Annotated in this window: 14 protein-coding genes; 6 read left to right on the plus strand and 8 right to left on the minus strand. The window is 69.4% G+C overall.

The genetic code is table 11. The annotated features are described in order from the left end of the window. Window positions 1-173 precede the first annotated feature (173 nt). From RTQ83_RS08820 to RTQ83_RS08830, 3 genes are all read left to right on the plus strand, one after another. On the plus strand, window positions 174-1,280 hold the full coding sequence (locus tag RTQ83_RS08820; protein ID WP_312513424.1) for an SGNH/GDSL hydrolase family protein: 1,107 nt from the start codon (window positions 174-176) through the stop codon (window positions 1,278-1,280). 7 nt (window positions 1,281-1,287) lie between these two features. Then, entirely contained in the window at window positions 1,288-2,709 is a 1,422-nt protein-coding gene (locus tag RTQ83_RS08825) for an MBOAT family O-acyltransferase (protein WP_312513426.1), read from the plus strand. A 223-nt stretch (window positions 2,710-2,932) separates the two neighbouring features. Beyond that, window positions 2,933-4,375, plus strand: coding sequence for a right-handed parallel beta-helix repeat-containing protein (locus tag RTQ83_RS08830; protein ID WP_312513428.1), 1,443 nt, complete (start codon window positions 2,933-2,935; stop codon window positions 4,373-4,375). Here the strand turns inward: RTQ83_RS08830 and RTQ83_RS08835 are convergent. The 6 genes from RTQ83_RS08835 to RTQ83_RS08860 are packed head-to-tail and all read right to left on the minus strand — an operon-like array spanning window position 4,312 to window position 9,729. Then, window positions 4,312-5,604 (minus strand): glycosyltransferase, encoded by a 1,293-nt coding sequence (locus RTQ83_RS08835; RefSeq protein WP_312513430.1) that lies wholly within the window; start codon window positions 5,602-5,604, stop codon window positions 4,312-4,314. The two genes, RTQ83_RS08830 and RTQ83_RS08835, sit on opposite strands and share 64 nt — an antisense overlap. After that, complete coding sequence (locus RTQ83_RS08840) at window positions 5,574-6,404, minus strand: hydrolase 1, exosortase A system-associated (RefSeq protein WP_312513432.1); 831 nt, start codon at window positions 6,402-6,404, stop codon at window positions 5,574-5,576. The genes RTQ83_RS08835 and RTQ83_RS08840 overlap by 31 nt, the downstream gene beginning before the upstream one ends. Continuing rightward, window positions 6,397-7,245 (minus strand): hydrolase 2, exosortase A system-associated, encoded by an 849-nt coding sequence (locus RTQ83_RS08845; RefSeq protein WP_312513434.1) that lies wholly within the window; start codon window positions 7,243-7,245, stop codon window positions 6,397-6,399. The genes RTQ83_RS08840 and RTQ83_RS08845 overlap by 8 nt, the downstream gene beginning before the upstream one ends. Then, window positions 7,242-7,490, minus strand: coding sequence for an acyl carrier protein (locus RTQ83_RS08850; RefSeq protein WP_312513436.1), 249 nt, complete (start codon window positions 7,488-7,490; stop codon window positions 7,242-7,244). Before RTQ83_RS08850 ends, RTQ83_RS08845 begins: the two co-directional genes overlap by 4 nt. A gap of 2 nt (window positions 7,491-7,492) precedes the next feature. Beyond that, window positions 7,493-8,539: a GNAT family N-acetyltransferase gene (locus RTQ83_RS08855; protein ID WP_312513438.1), complete on the minus strand. Its 1,047-nt coding sequence runs from the start codon at window positions 8,537-8,539 to the stop codon at window positions 7,493-7,495. Continuing rightward, a complete protein-coding gene (locus RTQ83_RS08860) occupies window positions 8,536-9,729 on the minus strand; it encodes a DegT/DnrJ/EryC1/StrS family aminotransferase (RefSeq protein WP_312513439.1) in 1,194 nt (397 codons plus the stop codon). The genes RTQ83_RS08855 and RTQ83_RS08860 overlap by 4 nt, the downstream gene beginning before the upstream one ends. Window positions 9,730-9,876: 147 nt before the next feature. Here RTQ83_RS08860 and RTQ83_RS08865 point away from each other — a divergent pair, with 147 nt between their 5' ends. The 3 genes from RTQ83_RS08865 (at window position 9,877) to RTQ83_RS08875 (ending at window position 13,737) form a co-directional block, all read left to right on the plus strand. Next, window positions 9,877-11,463: an acyl-CoA ligase (AMP-forming), exosortase A system-associated gene (locus RTQ83_RS08865; protein ID WP_312513441.1), complete on the plus strand. Its 1,587-nt coding sequence runs from the start codon at window positions 9,877-9,879 to the stop codon at window positions 11,461-11,463. 5 nt (window positions 11,464-11,468) lie between these two features. Beyond that, window positions 11,469-12,704, plus strand: a complete 1,236-nt coding sequence (locus RTQ83_RS08870) for a pyridoxal-dependent decarboxylase, exosortase A system-associated (protein ID WP_312513709.1) — start codon at window positions 11,469-11,471, stop codon at window positions 12,702-12,704. Window positions 12,705-12,795: 91 nt separating this feature from the next. After that, window positions 12,796-13,737, plus strand: coding sequence for a glycosyltransferase family 2 protein (locus RTQ83_RS08875; protein ID WP_312513443.1), 942 nt, complete (start codon window positions 12,796-12,798; stop codon window positions 13,735-13,737). A gap of 46 nt (window positions 13,738-13,783) precedes the next feature. Here the strand turns inward: RTQ83_RS08875 and RTQ83_RS08880 are convergent, their stop codons facing one another. Further along, window positions 13,784-14,719: a polysaccharide pyruvyl transferase family protein gene (locus RTQ83_RS08880; RefSeq protein ID WP_312513445.1), complete on the minus strand. Its 936-nt coding sequence runs from the start codon at window positions 14,717-14,719 to the stop codon at window positions 13,784-13,786. Between the two features lie 7 nt (window positions 14,720-14,726). Continuing rightward, complete coding sequence (locus tag RTQ83_RS08885) at window positions 14,727-15,935, minus strand: glycosyltransferase family 4 protein (RefSeq protein WP_312513447.1); 1,209 nt, start codon at window positions 15,933-15,935, stop codon at window positions 14,727-14,729. Between the last annotated feature and the right edge of the window lie 3 nt (window positions 15,936-15,938).

Raw genomic sequence — 15,938 nt, forward strand, 5'->3', positions numbered from 1 at the left:
GCCGGATGATCGGGCCCGCACCCGCGGGCCCGATCATCCGTGCCGCCGGGCCACTCTGGCAGGCAAATGTTGTTAATTGGCTACGATCGAGGCAAGGCAGAAATTTTTTGATTTTTTCCCGAGAGATATAATGCAATAATCGCATCGTTTTAAACAATGCGTATGTTATCTCCGTGAACACTCAGTTACTTGCGCAAGCGCCTGCTGCAACAGCGGTCAAGCCTGTGCCCCGGCGCGCGAGAAGATTCGGCATCACGGTCGCCGTGATACTGGGCACCCTCGCGCTCGGCGAGACGGTCCTTCAGGTGCGCAGCTACATCAAGTCCGGCCGCAGTGCGGTCGATCTCGTCACCGGGGAAACCGCGGTCGCGATGAACGACGCATATGGGGTGCGCACCTACCGCCCCAACTTCACGCTGAAAATGCCCGATCCGAAGTTCCGCTTCGTGACCAACTCGCAGGGCTTCCGCAGCCCCGAAATCGCACCGCGCCAGGCGCCGGGCGAATACCGGATCGTGGTTGTCGGTGCATCGACCGTGGCCGGCGCGTATTCGAAAACCAATGAGCTGACCTTTCCGGGCCAGCTCGAAACGGCCTTGCGCAAGACCTTGCGCGTACCGGTCGACGTGGTGAACGCGGGGGTGGAAGGCTACACCATCGCCGATATCGAAAGGCTGATCGACCGCGCGCTGATCAAGCAGGCGCCGTCGATGATGCTGGTCTACTCCGGGTACAACGATCTCAGTGCCATCTGCGGCGCGACCCGGCCACGCAAAACCGACCGATGGGACGTGCCGCAACCGGCCTTGCCGCACTGGGTCCTGAGCAGGCAGCTGATCTCCAAGAATACGCTGGCGCTGCGCGAGCCGCCGATCCGGCTCGGCATCGTCGATCCGGCCCGGTATTTCCCGGCCTCCTATGGCGCCACGCTGGATCGTATCGTCATCAAGCTGAAAGCGGCCAACATCGTGCCGGTCCTGCTGACCAACGCGCGTTCTTACCGGGGCGTGGCGCATAAGGAAGCGGCCAAGCTGGCGGAGTCGAGCCTGTTCTACCATTCCTGCATGAACCTCGATGGGCTGCACAAGGCCAGCGAGATGTTCAACCGGACCATCGCCGATGTCGCGCGCAAGCACGATGTCAAGCTGATCGACCTGGCCGCGGCCATTCCCAGCGGGCGCGCCCACTTTGTCGACGCCCACCATTTCACCTTGAAGGGCGATACCGTGGCCGCGCAAGTGATCCATGCCGCCCTCGCCGATGTCATCGTTCCCCGATAGGTCCAGCGTGCAGATCACCGAAAGCCCGTATCTCATTTTCTTCATCGCGGTCCTGCTGCTGCATCGCCTGCTGCAAGGCAGTCACGATCGCCAGAAAGTCCTGCTGACGATCGCCAGCTATTATTTCTACGCCACGCTGGACTGGCGCTTCCTCGGCCTGCTGGTCGCCCTCACGGCGATCAACTTCGTGGCCGGGGCCTGGGTCGCCGGGGCCGGCACGCCGGCTCAAAAGCGTATCGGTGTCTGGGGCGCCGTACTGCTCAGTGTCGGCATCCTCGGCTATTTCAAGTATCTGAACTTCTTCGGACAGATGATCAATTCGCTGTCCGCCTGGTTCGGCGGCAACAGCCTGGTGCCGTTCGTCGAGGTGATCCTGCCGGTCGGGATTTCGTTCATGACCTTCCAGGCGATCTCGTATCCGATCGACCTGTATTACGGCCGCCTGAAACGCCCCTTCGGCCTGCTCGACTTCAGCATGTTCCTGGCCTTCTTCCCGCGCCTGCTGGCCGGGCCGATCGTGCCGGCCGCCCAGTTCCTGCCCCAGCTGGCGACGGTGGCGCCGCGCGTCGGCGCGGACCAGCGTTTCGAGGGCATGGCGCTCATCATGCTGGGCATGTTCAAGAAAGTCGTCCTCGCCGACATCCTCGGTTCGCACCTGGTCAATCCAGCCTTCACCGACCCCGCCGCCTACGCCTCGCCCTTCCTGTGGATCGCGCTGGTGGGCTACAGCTTCCAGGTCTACCTCGACCTGAGCGGCTATTCGGACATGGCGATCGGGGCGGCGCGCATGCTCGGTTACGAATTGCCGAGCAACTTCAACCGGCCGTATATGGCGACCAGCATCGGCGGTTTCTGGCGCCGCTGGCACATCAGCATGTCTTCGTTCTTCCGCAATTACCTGTACATCCCGCTGGCCAGTTCGTGGAAAGCGCCGGCTGCCGTAAATCTGCTGATCGTCTTCGTGGCCATCGGCCTGTGGCATGGCGCCGGCATGAATTTCGTGATGTACGGATTGATCCACGGCTCGCTGGTTGCCTACGAGCGCTTCAGGAAGGATCGCCGCGCCCGCCTCAAGCTGGCGCCGAAAGAATACCGGGGGCCGGCGCTGGCGGGCCGCATCGCCTTCATCTTCTCGATCGTCGTGTTGTCGCGCATTCTGTTCCGCAGCCCGGATTTCGCGTCTGCCGGCACCTATCTCGGTCTGATGCTGTCGTCGCCGGGCACTGCCTTCCCGCTGACCACCGCGGCGGCGATGGTCCTGGCCGTTGCGGCGTTCATGCATTTTTCGCCGCTGCGCTGGCGCGATGCCGCGATGCGCGCGCTGAGCGGGGCGTCGGAATGGAAAACCGGTGTCGCCTTCGTCGGCATGCTGTATGTGGCCGCCGCATTCACGCAGAAAAGCGGCGGCTTCATCTACTTCCGCTTTTGACCGGCAGGTGCCCGCATCCGCGGGCACGCCGCCGGAGCGCGCACCGATGCTGCGCACTGATGCTGGTAAGATGCGCAGTGCGCGCCAAAGCGCATCCGAAAGAGCCCATGTCCGATCTGATCCACGACTTCCTGTTCGCCGTACCGGTGCTGGCCGCCATGCCGCAGCAGGCCGCGCCGACGCGGTACGAGCCGCCGGCGCGCCACGCCATCGAGGTGGCCGCATGAACCCGATGAAGGGCGTCGCGCTGCTCGGCGCGCTCGGCGTCGCGGCCACCGCCGCCGGCGCGGTCGGCACCGTGCTGTACCTGCAGGAGCAGGGCGTGGCGCCGCGCACGCTGGCGCCCTACGTCGAGCGGCGCAGCGCCGGCCACAATCCCATGATCACCGACAGCGGCCAGTGGCTCGGCGCCAGCCTGCGCACGGTCGACCGCGGTGCCGGACTGCCGCTGCTGCTGCCGCCGCTGCGCGCCGGCGCCCAGGAGCAGCCGGCGCAAGGCAAGGGCGGCGCGCTCAAGGACGTCGATTCGAACGGCGCGCTGCTGCGCGCGATGGCGGCCGCGGTGCCGGGCGACGTGATCACGCTGGCGCCGGGCACCTACCGCTTCAACCATGCGATCAATGCCAGCCGCTCCGGCGTGGCCGGGGTGCCGGTGACGGTGCGCGCGGCGCAATCCGGTACGGTCATCATCGAGTTCAGCACGATCGAAGGCTTCGTGGTGCGCGCGCCGCACTGGCGCTTCGAGAACCTGACCATTCGCGGCGTGTGCGGCAACCATAACTACTGCGAACACGCCTTCCACGTGGTCGGCGGCGCCACCCACTTCGCGGCGCTGAACAACACCATCCTCGACTTCAACGCCCACTTCAAGATCAACGGCAAGGACGGGGTCTTTCCCGACCATGGCCTGCTCGAGTCCAACACCCTGAGTAACAGCGCGCCGCGCCGCACGGGCAATCCGGTGACGCCGGTCGACCTGGTCGGCGCCAGCGACTGGACCATCCGCGCCAACCTGATCACCGACTTCATCAAGGTCGGGGGCGACCGCGTCAGCTACGGCGCCTTCGCCAAGGGCGCCGGCGCGCGCACCGTGTTCGAACGCAACGTGGTGTGGTGCGAGGCGCGCCTGCGCGGCCAGCCGGGGCAGCGCGTCGGCCTGTCGCTGGGCGGCGGCGGCACCGAAAAGCCGTATTGCCGCGACCGCAAATGCGTCAACGAACAGCAGGACGGCATCGTGCGCGACAACCTGGTCGCCTCGTGCTCGGACGTCGGCATCTATCTCAACAGCGCATCCGGCAGCCGCGTCGAGCACAACACGCTGGTCGACACGGTCGGCATCGACGTGCGCTATCCGGCCAGCAGCGCCACGGTCGAAGGCAACCTGGTCGACGGTCCGATCCGCAGCCGCGACGACGGCGTGCTGCGCCTGGGCGACAACCGCAGCACGGCATTGGGCTGGTCGTATGTGGGGCGGCATCCGGTGCGCGCCTTGTTCCGCGACTGGGAAGCCGGCGACCTGGCGTGGTCGGATGAAGCGCCGCGCCGCGCCGGCGCAGTCGAACGGCCTGATTTGTGCGGGCAGAAGCGCGCCGTGGCGCCGGCCTACGGCGCGTTCGAGGACTTCGCCGCCTGCGTCACGACTTCGTCGAGCAGACCCGCCAACTGAGCGGCGCGCGCGCCGCGTTCGCAGGCGCGCACGCTATCCGGCGCCGCCAGCGGCGCGCGTCCGGCCGCCACCAGATCCAGGAATTGTTCGAGCGCCACTGTGATCGCGGCGCTGTCGTCCAGCGCGGCGACGGTGTCGATGCCGCAGCCGCGCAGCACGGCGGCGGTGTCGCCGCCGGCATCGGTCAGGGCCAGCAGCGGGCGCCCCGCACGCAGGTATTCGTACAGCTTGGCCGGCACCTGGTCGTTGCAGTTGGCGGCCTGCAGCAGCAGCAGGGCGTCGGCGCCCAGCATCTCGGCCAGCGCCGCGCGGTACGGCAGCGGCTGCGCGATCTCGACCAGGTCGGCGACGCCGTGCCGGCGTGCCAGTTGCGCGACGGCGTCTTCGTGCACCGCCGCGCGCAACACCAGGCGCAGGCTGTCCACGCCGATACGCCCGCGCGCGCGCAAGGCCGCCAATGCCGCGAACAAGGGACCGGGATCGCGCTCGGACGGATACACGATCCCGCTGTGCAGCAGGCGTAGCGGACCGGGCGTGCGCGCGGCCGGGGCGATGCCGGCGAAGGCCGCTTCGTCGTAGCCGTTTTCGATCAGGCGAAAGCGTTCCGGCGGCACGTCGGGGTAGCGCGCGCGGTAGCTGCGCACCGCGCCCGGCGTGGTGCACACCGCGACGCTGCAATGGCGCACCGTGCGCGCCTCGACCCAACTGGCGGCGCGGCGGCGCGCGCGGCCGCTGGGGTGGCTGGCGTCGATCATAGGGTCGCGCAAATCGGCGATCCAGGGCAGGCCGCTCAGGCGGCGCAGGGCCAGGCCCACCAGGTGGGCGCTGGCGATCGGATAGGTCGACCAGATCGCCTGCGGACGATGGCGCCGTATCAATCCCAGGCCGGCCGGAATCGCGCCCAGCAGCCACGATACCCAGCGGTCCGGCAGCGCCGTCCAGCCGAGGTAGCGGCCCTTGAACGCCAGGTGGCGCGCGCTGTCGAGCGCAAAGGCACGGCGTACCGTCACGTCGGGCGGGATCTCGTCCAGCTGGTCAGGGCCGACGCTGTCGTAGGCGCGCGGTGCGGCGCTCAGCACCAATGGTTGCCAGCCCAGCGGCGGCAGGCGCCGCACGAACTGCAAGGTGCGCTGGATGCCGCTGCTGCCGCGCTGCGGCGGGAAGTGGAACGCGATCATCAATACCGGCTTCGCGCGGCTCACCATGCGCGCATCCAGTCGCGCGTCCATTCGGTCAGGCTGTCGTGCCAGGGACGGCGCGAGAAGGTATGGTCGGCCCCGGCCAGGTCGCGCCGCGTCACGCGCGGCCGGCCCAGCAGGCGCCGCCAGCCGCGCGAGCCGGCGGCCACGCCGGCGAATTCCTGGGCAGTCAGGTCGGCCCCGCTCAGCACCAGCAGCACGGCGCCGTCGAAGCGCTGCAGGCGCGCGTACATGCGCGCGGGCAGGGCGTCGTCGCCGCTCTTCGCAAACAGCGACTTCACGTTGCGCCAGGCCGAGCGCAGCGCGGCGCCGACGTCGAATTCGCCGCGCGCGATCTTGCGCCACAGGCCTTTCTGCAGCAGGCGCCCGGTGTAGTAATGGGTGACGGTGGCGCGCGCGGCGCCGGCCTCGGTGCGCACCCACGGGTTGACCAGGGCCAGGCCGGCCACGCGCTTGTCGTTTGGCGCGTACAGGGCGGCGGCGGTGGCGCCGTCGCACAGGCCGAACAGGGCCACCTCGCGCAACTGCGGCTGCTGCACGAAGAAAGCATCGATGGCGGCGCGCAGGTCGGCGTCCACCGTTTCGAAGTCGCGCTGCGCGCCCTCGCTGTCGCCCATGCCGCGGTAGTCGAAGCGCAGCGCCGGGATGCCGGCGTCGGCCAGGCTGCGCGCCAGCAGGGTGAACTGGCGGTGGCTGCCGGCACGGTATTGCGGGCCGCCGACCACGATCACCACGCCGCGCGTGGCTTGTTGCACGCCGGTGGGCAGGCTCAGGATGCCGACCAGGCGCTCGTCGCCGCAGGCGAAGGTGAAGGCGCGTTCTTCATGCATGGCAGGGCTCCGGCGCGGACAGGGCCGACAGGGTGGCGTCGATCAAGGCCGGGCAGACGGCGACTTCCTGGGTATTCCAGAACGGCTCGCCAGCAACCTGTTGCAGGCTGACCGCGACGCCTGCAGCGCGCCACGCCTCGGCCACGCGCAGGCTGGCGGGCGCGAGTCCACGTTCGGGTGCCGGTGTCACGTCGATCCAGTGCACCGGGCAGTGTGGAATCAATGCGGCGCCGTCGGCGGCTTCCATGCCCAACGCCAGCGCCGGCGCCAGCATGTAGCCGGCTACTTCCAGCGTCGCGCCGCCCGCCAGCGTGGCGCGCAGGGCGGCGGTGCCGCCGGACTTTTCTGCGTTGCCGAGCATGTCGCCCGCCACGCGCAGGCGCAGGAACTGGGTCAGATGGGTGGCGCCGCTGAGCACCGGTTGCCACAGCAGCAGCGAGGCGATGGCCGGATCGCGCCGCACATGCGCCAGCCCCAAGAGGGCGCCCAGGCGCAGGCCCCACAGCGTCACCGGCACGCCGCAGCGCGCGCGCAGCCAGTCCACGGCATGGGCGACGTCGTCGAGCCAGCCATCCCAGCTCGCATCGGCGAAATCGCCGCTGCTATCGCCGCAGCCGTGCAGGTCGAGCTGCAACACTGCCACGCCATCTGACGCCAGCGCGCGTGCCTGCAGCGCGGCCATGCGGCGCGCCCGGTTCATCTCTTCGGCGAACGGGTGCAGGTACAGCACGGCCGCGCGGCAGGGCCCCGCCGGCGCGTGGAACAGGGCGAAGCGGGCGCCAATTGGCCGCGCCAAAAACAGCGGCTCGGCCGGTGGAAGTTCGCCCGCCGCCATCTTCATTGCGCCAGCTTGTCGTCGACGAAGGCGCTCAGGCTGCCCAGGGTGGCGAAGGTGCTGGCGCTGATGTCGTCGTCGTCGACCATGATGCCGAAGCGTTCTTCCAGCGCGGCGATGACGCTCACCACCGCCATCGAATCGAGCTCGGGCAGGGCGCCCAGTAGGGGGGAATCGGGACCGAGCGCCTGGCCGGCGTCGCCCAGATTGAGCACGTCGACCAGGACGGCTTTGACTTCTTCGAGTTGCATGTTCACTCCATGGTTGGTTGCGGCCGCGGGCCGGGCGCGGCGCGGCGGCGCCCCAGCGCGTGCAGGCGCTGCAGCAGCGGCCAGCGGTAATAATTGAGATGGTATAGACAGCGTACCTCGTCCGTCCAGCGCAGATGCCATTCCATCACGCGGCCGTAGAATTCGATGCGCTGCAAGCGGCCGGCGTCGAACAGCGCGCGGCATGCTTCTTCGCGCATTAGGAGCGCCGGCGAAAAATGCGCCGGCACGCTTTCGTCGTAGGCGGTCTTCAGCACTACGATGCAGTCATGGCTTTCGACGCACAGGTCCATTGCCACCACCCGATCGTCGAAGCGGTAGCGGTACACCTTCGCCGCCCCGCGCCGCGCAAACGCTTCCAGCAGCAGCGTGTAAAAGCGTGCCTGGGCGTCGCCCGCGCGCACGGCGGTGGCGTCGCGGCCTTTCCAGCCGCCGCTTTCCAGCGCAGCGTAGTCGTTCACCGCCGCCGCCATGTCCTGTGGCGTGGTGAGCGTTTCGCAAAGGGTGGCAATGCCTTCGCGTTCCAGGCGCGCGCGCTGCTTCTTCAGGTTGGAACGCAGGTTCTTGCCGCGCGCCGCCCAGTAGGCGTCGAAGCCGCCGTCCATGGTAATGCGCGCGGTGTCGATGTAGTCCAGCGTCTGCAGGCACGGACCATCGGCGGGACGCGGATCGAGCATCGGATCGAGCTGGCTGATTCCGGCCAGCAGCGCGCAGCCGGGCAGGTTGCGCACCAGCGCCACCAACAATGCCGGCAAGGCGACGCCGGGCCGCGCCAGCCACAGGCCGACCGGCGCCTGGGCCGGCTGGAAGCTGCGCCAGGCGCCGCCACCGCTGCGTTCCAGCAGCGCCATCGCCAAGGTCTCGCCATCCTGTTCGCAGCAGGCCAGCTGCGCGTCGTCGCCGAACGCCGCCAGCAGCGCGCGCACGAAATCGGCGTGCAGCAGCGGCGAGGCCGGGCCGGCCGCATGCAGCGCGCTCCACGCGTCGGCGAAGTCGCCGAAGCGCGCGGCGGGATGGAAGCGCCACTTCATGCTGGAGCCACCGCCGCGCGCACGCGCTCGATGATCCAGTCCAGCTCCGATTCGCTGAGCTCCTGGTGGCAGGGCAGGGCCAGCACCCGTTCCGAGAACGCGACGCCGTGCGGGCACAGGGCGGCGTTGACCTGGGGCGCCAGCGGGCGGCCGAAGCGCACCACCGGCACGCCTTGCGCCACCAGCTGCGCGAACACCGGTTCGGGATGGTCGAACAGCAGCGGGAATTGCCACGGGCAGGCGCCGCCCGGCAGCGCCGGATACAGCGGCCGGCAGCCAGGCAGGGTATTCAATGCCTGTTCCAGGCGCAGGTAGTTGGCGCGGCGGAGCGCGACGATGCGATCGCGCGAGGCCAGGCGCAGCACCAGGCGCGAGAACAGCGACGAGCGCCGCTCCAGCCACCACGGATCGAAGCCGAAGCCGCTGTCGGACGAATCGGGCGTGAGCGCGCGCGCCTGCTGCGGGCGGCGCGCCTTGGCGGCGTTCCACAGCATGTCCTTCAGCGCCAGCGCCGGGCGCAGCGCGGCACGCAGCAGCGGCAGGCGGCCGTGGCGAAAGCTGGTTTCCAGCGTGGCCAGCATCGCCTTGCCTTCGAAGCCGGCGCCGGCGCCGCGCAGTACGACGCCGTCCAGCGCATGGCGCTGCGAAGCCAGGCAGCCGCCTTCGTAGATCGGGAAGAACTTCATGCTGCTGCCGACCGCGTAGTCGCCGCTGGCGCCGATCGCGCGGCCGTCGCGTTGTCCGAAGAAGGCGTGCGCGCAATCCTCGATCAGGGCCAGGCCGTGGGCGTCGCAAAAGGCGCGCGCCGGCGCCAGGTCTTGCACGAAGCCGTAGTAGTGCACCACCACCAGCGCCTTGACCGTGGCGTCGAGCAGCGTGCGCGCGTGTTCCAGGTCGGGCGCGGTGTCTTGCCCGATGCGGTAGAAGCGCGCGGATGCGCCGCGATCCTGTACCGGTCCCAGCATCGACAGGCTGTGCCAGGACGGGGTCAAGACCGTGTCGCCGTTCGTCACGCCCGCGCAGCGCAGCGCCAACGCCAGGGCCACCCGGCCGCTGGTGACCAGGCGCGTGGCGGCCAGGTCGGTCAGCGCCGGCAACGGCGATCCGGCGCCGCTGCGCGGGCCGAAGGCGGCGCGCGACAGCACTGGCGCGATCGGCGCGCGGACGGCGGGAGAGGGACGGTGGAGCATGACGACTAGTATAAAGCTTGCAACGAATTTCGTCGCGGTGCAACATGGCGCGTGCAGGCATGCCTGCGCCCCAAGCTGGTAAGATCGCGCCTTGGCCGACGGCGCGTGGCGCCGGGCCCTGATCTGGTGGAACCCTGGATTGATTCGATGAGCGAGCTGCTTCAAGACTTCATATTCGACACGGCGCGCAAGACGCCCGACGCCGAAGCGCTGGTGTACGGCGCCGAGCGCCTCGACTACCGCGCACTGGCGCAGGCGGTGCGCACCGCCGCGGCGGCTTTTGGCGCAGCCGGCATCAAGCGCGGCGAGCGCATCGCCGTGTACCTGGAAAAGCGCATCGAGACCGTCAGTGCGCTGTTCGGCGCCGCCGCCGCCGGCGCGGTATTCGTGCCGGTCAATCCGCTGCTCAAGCCCGAGCAGGTGACCTACATCCTGGCCGACTGCAATGTGCGCATCCTGGTCACCTCGCCCGAACGCCTGCGCCAGTTGCAACCCGCGCTGGCGGCCTGTCCGGACCTGCGCACCGTGTTCGTCACCGGCGCCGAAGCGCCTGCCGATGCCGCGCTACCGGTGCTGGCCTGGGATGCGGCGCTGGCCAAGCATGCCGAGCCAGCCGAACCCACCGTGCGTCGCATCGATGCCGACGTCGCCGCCATCCTGTACACCTCCGGCAGCACCGGCCGCCCGAAAGGCGTGGTGCTGTCGCACCGCAACCTGGTGGCCGGCGCCAGGAGCGTCGCCGAGTACCTGGCGATCGCGCCGCAGGACCGCCTGCTGGCGGTGCTGCCGCTCAGTTTCGACTATGGCCTGAGCCAGCTGACCTGCGCCTTCTTGCGCGGCGCCAGCGCCGTGCTGCTCAATCACCTGTTCGCGCGCGATGTGCTCAAGGCGGTGGTCGACGAGCGCATCACCGGTCTGGCCGCCGTGCCGCCGCTGTGGAGCCAGCTGGCGCGCCTGGACTGGAGCGCGGCCACTTCGCTGCGCTACCTGACCAATTCGGGCGGCGCGATGCCGCGCGCCCTGGTCGATGCGCTGCGCGAGCGCCTGCCGCACGCCGAACTGTTCCTGATGTACGGCCTCACCGAAGCCTTCCGCTCGACCTATCTGCCGCCGGCCGAACTGGCGCGCCGCCCGGATTCGATGGGGCGCGCGATCCCGAACGCCGAAGTGATGGTGGTGCGTCCCGATGGCAGCCGCTGCGCGCCGCACGAGCCGGGCGAGCTGGTGCACCGCGGCGCACTGGTGGCGCTGGGCTACTGGAACGATCCGGCCAAGACCGCCGAGCGCTTCCGTCCGGCTCCGGGCCAGGATCCGGCGCTGCCGCTGCCCGAGATGGCGGTATGGTCGGGCGACACCGTGCGCTGCGACGAAGACGGCTACCTGTACTTCATCGGCCGCAGCGACGAGATGATCAAGGTGTCCGGCTACCGCGTCAGCCCGACCGAGATCGAGGAAGTGGTCAGCGCCAGCGGCCTGGTCGAAGAGGCGGCGTGCTTCGGCGTGCCGCATCCGGAGCTGGGCCAGGCGGTGGTGCTGGTCGCCGCCGGCGACGGCGCGGCCGTGCCGGCGCTGCTGGCCGAATGCAAGCGCCGCCTGCCGGCTTATATGGTGCCACTGCACGTGGCGCTGCACCCCGGCCAGCTGCCGCGCAACCCGAACGGCAAGATCGACCGCAAGACGCTGCAGTCCGGTTTCCTTACCCTGTTCGATCCATCCGATAAGTTATCGTCATGAGCATCATGAGCATCGCCAAGCCGGTCCACGCGGACCAGATCCATTTCGCCGTCGACGGCGCCGAGCTGCTGGTGGGCGGCCTGCCCCTGAGCCGCCTGGCCGAGCGTGTCGGCAGCACCCCATTCTATGCCTATGACCGTGCCCTGCTCGATGCGCGCGTGGCCAGCCTGCGCGCAGCGCTGCCGTCCGCGCTGCGCCTGCACTATTCGGTGAAAGCCAACCCGATGCCGGCCGTGGTGCGCCACATGACGGGACTGGTGGACGGCATCGACGTCGCCTCCGGCGGCGAACTGCGGGTGGCGCTCGACGCCGGCCAGGACCCGGGCGCGATCAGCTTCGCCGGGCCGGGCAAGAGCGAGGCGGAGCTGATGCAGTCGGTGGCGGCCGGCATCAACATCCACGTCGAGTCGCGCCGCGAGATCGATGCCGTGGCACGCTGCGGCGACCGCTTAGGCGTGCGCCCGCGCGTCACGGTGCGCATCAATCCGCCGTTCGAACTGAAGGCATCCGGCATGCGCATGGGCGGCGGCGCCAAGCCGTTCGGCATCGACAGCGAGCAGGTGCCCGAGCATCTCGCTGGAATCGCTTCACTGGGCCTGGAGTTCCATGGCTTTCACATCTTCAGCGGCTCGCAAAGCCTGAAGGCCGATGCGATCGTCGAATGCCAGGCGCGCAGCGTCGAGCTGGCGCTGGAGCTGAGCCAGCATGCGCCGAGCGCGCCGCAGCTGCTGAACATCGGCGGCGGCTTCGGTATTCCCTACTTCCCGGGCGAGGCGCGTCTCGAGCTGGCGCCAATCGCCGACGGGCTGGAACGCTGCCTGGAACGGGTGAACAATACGCTGCCGGGGGCAGCGCTGGCGATCGAACTGGGACGCTACCTGGTCGGCGAAGCCGGCATCTACGTGGCGCGCGTCATCGACCGCAAGGTCTCGCGCGGCCAGACCTTCCTGATTACCGACGGCGGCATGCACCACCACCTGGCCGCCTCGGGCAACCTGGGCCAGGTGATCCGCAAGAATTATCCGCTGGCGGTCGGTAACCGTATGGATGCGACCCCGGGCGCGCCGGCCACCGTCACCGGCCCGCTGTGCACCCCGCTCGACATCCTGGGCGAGAACGTGGCGCTGCCGGACGCGCAGGAAGGCGACCTGGTGGTGGTGTTCCAGTCGGGCGCGTATGGCCTGAGCGCCAGCCCGACCGGCTTCCTCGGCCATCCGGCGCCGCGCGAAGTGCTGGTCTGACGGGACGCGCGCGCGGCCGGCACGCGCACGCCGGTTTGCAGGAATGACAAGAAAGCATGGTAAATTGCGGCACTCTGTACCGAATCCGACCATGAACCATCTTCCTGCGACCTTCTCGGTCATCATCCCCAACTACAACAATGCCGCCACCCTGGGCCGCGCCCTCGATTCGGTGCTGGCCCAGACCTGGCCGGCGCACGAAATCATCGTCATCGACGACGGTTCCAGCGACGATTCGCCCGCAGTCGCGGCGCGCTACGGCGACCGCATCCGCTACGCACGCCAGGCCAATGGCGGCGTATCGGCCGCGCGCAATGCCGGCGCCGCCCTGGCCAGCGGCAACTGGCTGGCCTTCCTCGACGCCGACGACACCTTCCTGCCCGAGCGCCTGGCGCTGCATGCGCGCTGGATCGAACGCGACGCCGCGCTCGACTTCCTGCTGGCCGACCAGAACTTCCGCACCCCGGAAGGCGAACTGCTGCAGCATTCGATCGACGCCACTCCGTTCGGCCGCGAGCTGCTGGCGCGCCATCCGGGACAGCAGGAGATCGTGCTGGAACAAAGCCAGTTCGGCCCCCTGATCGCCGACGGCTTCACCGAAGTGCGCACGCTGTCGATCCCGCGCGCGACCTTCCACGCCCTGGGCGGTTTCCCGGTCGGCAAACGCATTGGCGAAGACCTGCACCTGGTGGTGCGTCTGTGCGCCGTCAGCCGCCGCGCCGGCGTGGTGCCGCAGCCGGTGGCCGACTATTTCATCTATCCGGCCAGCGCGATCCGCAAGGACGTGGTGGGGGCGCAGCGCAACTTCGTCGCGACGCTGGAAGACCTGGCGCAGGAGATGCGCGCCGCGCCGGCAGGCCTGCGCGCCGGGCTGCGCGAAAAGATCCGCCAGGCACGTATGAGCCTGGCCTATATGTACCTGCGCAAGAACGAGCGCGCCGGCGCGCTGGCCTGCGTCACGCCGCTGCTGGCGCCAGTACCGCGCTGGCGCGCGGTGCGCGACGTGCTGTCGATCCTGCGCGGGCTGCGCTAGAACGGCGGCACGCCGTAATCGGGCTTGAGCTAATCGGGCCTGAGCGTCAGGCGCTCAGGCTGCGCGCGGCCGCGTGGTCGCGCCGCACCAGCTGCAGGCGCTCGAGCTGGCGCTCGATCGATTCGCGGTGGCGCTGTTCGTCCGACAGCGTGACGTGGCCGACCGTGGCGCCCGGGCGTGCCAGCGCTGCCAGCCGCGCGCTGGCTTCGTCGAACTCGCGCGTGCCGCTGGTGGCCGGCACCGGCGGGGTCCAGTTGTCGGACCAGATGCCGGCGCCGCGCAGCGCGCGCTTGATCTTGCCCTTCATGCGGTCGGCCGGCGCCAGATTGCGCTCCATATCCCACAGCGTCGGCAGGGCGGTCGGGCGGTAATCCATCTGCAGCGATTCGCACCAGTCGCGCCACTTGAAGTCGAGGATGTGGTCGTAGCAGCTGACCGGGATCCAGGGCACGCGGAAAGCGTCGGCCACGATCGCCGCATGCATCGCTTCGGCGATCACCAGGCGCGCGCCGCGGATTTTCTCGACGGTGGTGCGCGCATCGTCGGACGGGTCGATGAACTCGATCCCGGCCTGCTCGCACACCGGGCGCCAGTCGGCGTTACCGAGGCTGCCGTGGTGCGGCATGAACACCACCTTCCCGGTCGGCGCCGGGGCCGGGCCGGCGACCTGCGTCAGCAGCACCGCCGGGTCGCTCAGTACCAGCGACGGATCGAGGTTCAGCACCTGGGCCGAGCGCGGGCCGCGCACGCCGTAGAACTTCCAGCGCGCGTCGATGGTGGCGGCGCCGTTGTAGCCGACGCCCGAACCGAACACCAGCTTCTGCGGCTGGGCCGGCACCTTGTCGTTGATCAGGGTGCCGATGCCGACGAACAGCTGCGAGGCGTCTTCGTCAAACAGTTCCGGCGCCAGCGTCTCCCAGATCCAGGGATTCAGGTCGTCGCCGAAGTTGCCGGTCGGGTGTTTGTAGTAATACAGTTTCATGTGGTCCTCAGTGGGGAGCCTGTTGCGGCTCTCGAATCAGGCGTTGCAGGATGGCCGACACGGCGTCGGTATGGTTGCGGATCGAATAACGTTGCGCGGTGACGGCGGCGGCGCGCGCCATGCCTGCGGCCCATTCCGGCTGGTCGAGGATGCGCAGGATGGCGCCGGCCAGCAGCTGCGGGTCGCGCGGCGGCACCAGGAGGCCGTCGCGTTCGTGCGCGACCACGTCCAGCGGACCGCCTTCGGCGGCGGCGATCACCGGGCGCCCGGCCGCCATCCCTTCCAGGAAGGTGCGGCCGAACGGCTCCGGCAGGGTCGAGGCGTGCACCACCACCGAACTCAGTGCCAGCAGGTCGGGAATGTCCTGGCGTCCGCCCAGCAGCATCACGCGGCCCGCCAGGTCGGGGCCGGCGACTCGTTGCTCCAGCGCCTGTGCGAACCGGTTGTCGCGGCCGTAGGCGGAACCGACCAGCAGGAAGCGCGCGCGCGGGTAGCGCGCCAGTACCTGCGGCGCGGCCGCCAGCAGCACGTCCTGGCCTTTCCAGTCGATCAGGCCGCCGACCAGGGTGATCACCGGATCGCCAGGCTCCAGCCCCAGTTCGGCGCGCAGCGCCGGCAGCGGCGCGCGCGGCGCGAACTGCGCCAGGTCCAGCCCTTCCGGCACCACGGTGCATTTTTCCGGCGCGATGCCGACCTTCAGCAGGCCGTCGCGCACCGCGGTCGATACCGGCATGCAGTGGCCGATCCAGGACAGGACCATGCGGTCGATCCGGGTGACCGAATGGAAGCCGCGCGCATGCAGCACCGCCGGCAGCTTCGCCAAGCGCGCGCCGAGAGCGGCCGCGAAGTTGGTGGTGGCGTCGTTGTTCAGGTAGACCAGCCGCACGCCGTCGGCGCGAAACGCCCGGTAGTAGCGCAGCGCGTAGGGCAGCACGTTGGCCAGGTTCTCGATGTGCGAGGCGAACGGCACCCGGCGCCGGTCGAGTGCGGCGCGGTCGACCAGCGGCCGCGCCGGCATGTGGCGCCAGGGGCCGAAGCGCGCCAGGCACCGGTACGGTTCGGTGTCCAGACCGGTGTACAGCAGCGGCGCGAACGGCTGCTCGCGGCGCGTGGCCAGCTGCGCCAGCATCGCTTCCAGCGAGATGATGGCGCCGCCGTAGCCGGCGCCGTTCTCGCAGAAGGCGATCCGGATGGACGAAGAAGTACGCTGGTCCATGCG

This window comes from Massilia sp., from assembly GCF_031995545.1.
In the GTDB taxonomy this organism is placed as follows: Bacteria; Pseudomonadota; Gammaproteobacteria; order Burkholderiales; family Burkholderiaceae_D; genus Telluria.